The organism is Capillibacterium thermochitinicola, from assembly GCF_013664685.1.
GTDB lineage: Bacteria > Bacillota > UBA4882 > UBA10575 > UBA10575 > Capillibacterium > Capillibacterium thermochitinicola.
Genome location: NZ_JAAKDE010000048.1, coordinates 1 through 1,120 on the forward strand (window position 1 = coordinate 1; position 1,120 = coordinate 1,120).

General features: G+C 43.0%; 1 protein-coding gene. It reads right to left on the bottom strand.

Going from position 1 to position 1,120, the window contains the following annotated elements; translation table 11 throughout:
* Window positions 1–25 precede the first annotated feature (25 nt).
* Entirely contained in the window at window positions 26–943 is a 918-nt protein-coding gene (locus G5B42_RS11100; RefSeq protein WP_181340542.1) for an IS3 family transposase, read from the bottom strand.
* Between the last annotated feature and the right edge of the window lie 177 nt (window positions 944–1,120).

A 1,120-nucleotide genomic window follows, 5' to 3' on the forward strand; every position in this document is an offset into this window, starting at 1 on the left:
CGCCCTGACCCCCTAATTCCGGAGATTATGCCACTAAAACTTGAGGTTTTATAGAATTACTAACAATAGCCTGGTAATATTTTTCCGGAGCCATGTTTTTCAAGCTTCCGTGGCGACGGCGCTGGTTGTAATACTCCATATAGAGTGAGATTTGCTCATAAGCTTCCGCATAACTGTTAAACTGATGCCTGCTGTAACAATCATCTTCAAGAATCGAATGAAAAGCTTCAATATGCGCGTTTAAATTTGGCGTGCCAACGGGTATTCTTTCATGAATTATTCCAAGCTTCCGGCACAATTCTTCAAAGAGCTTGGCAATGAATTGTGGGCCATTATCCGTCCTTACCCGCGGCATTTTCATTCCAGGTTTAATCCCGCGCTTTTTCAAAGCGTTCCGAAGAACTCTACAAGCATCTTTGGCCGTGCAGGTTAAGCCCAAATGATAGTCAATAACACAGCGGTCAAAAACGTCGATTAAAGAGAGTTGAAAAAAGAACCTTTCTTCTCCATGTATGTAGCCGTATTTTATGTCCATCTCCCAGAGTTGGTTAGATCCAGTTACTTCGGTCCTTTGCGGCAGACGTTTAGGATGTTTAGGCCGGCAGACCCTTTGGGGTTTAAGAATACCCAACTCCTTACATAGGCGGTAAACCTTTTTGTGATTGATGACAAGAGCATAATCCTCGACTAAAGCCGCGGTAAGCTTTTTATAGCCGTAAGGGAAACCATCACCACAAACTAATCCGCATAACCATTCCTTGATTTGTTCATCAGATACTCTCTTGCCATCAAGGGTGTAAGAAAACTGTGTTTTGGGCCGGCCAACAGCTTTACCCGTCTCTTTTTCTTTCGTCAATTCTTCCTGGTTAATGTTCGCATAAAAGGTGGACTTCGCTAAACCGACAAAGCCAAGAATCAGGTTTATATTATATCCTTTCCGTATCCACCTTTTTGCAACGACGACTTTGTCGGTTACCGAGGGTTTATCAGATCACGCAGTTCTCTCAAAATTGCCAGTTCCAGCTCTTTTTCGGCAACAATTCTTTTCAGTTGGTCATTTTCCTGGCTTAGCGCTTCAAGGCGCTTTTCGGCTTCTTTTAGTCTTTGCTCCTTGTTTTTT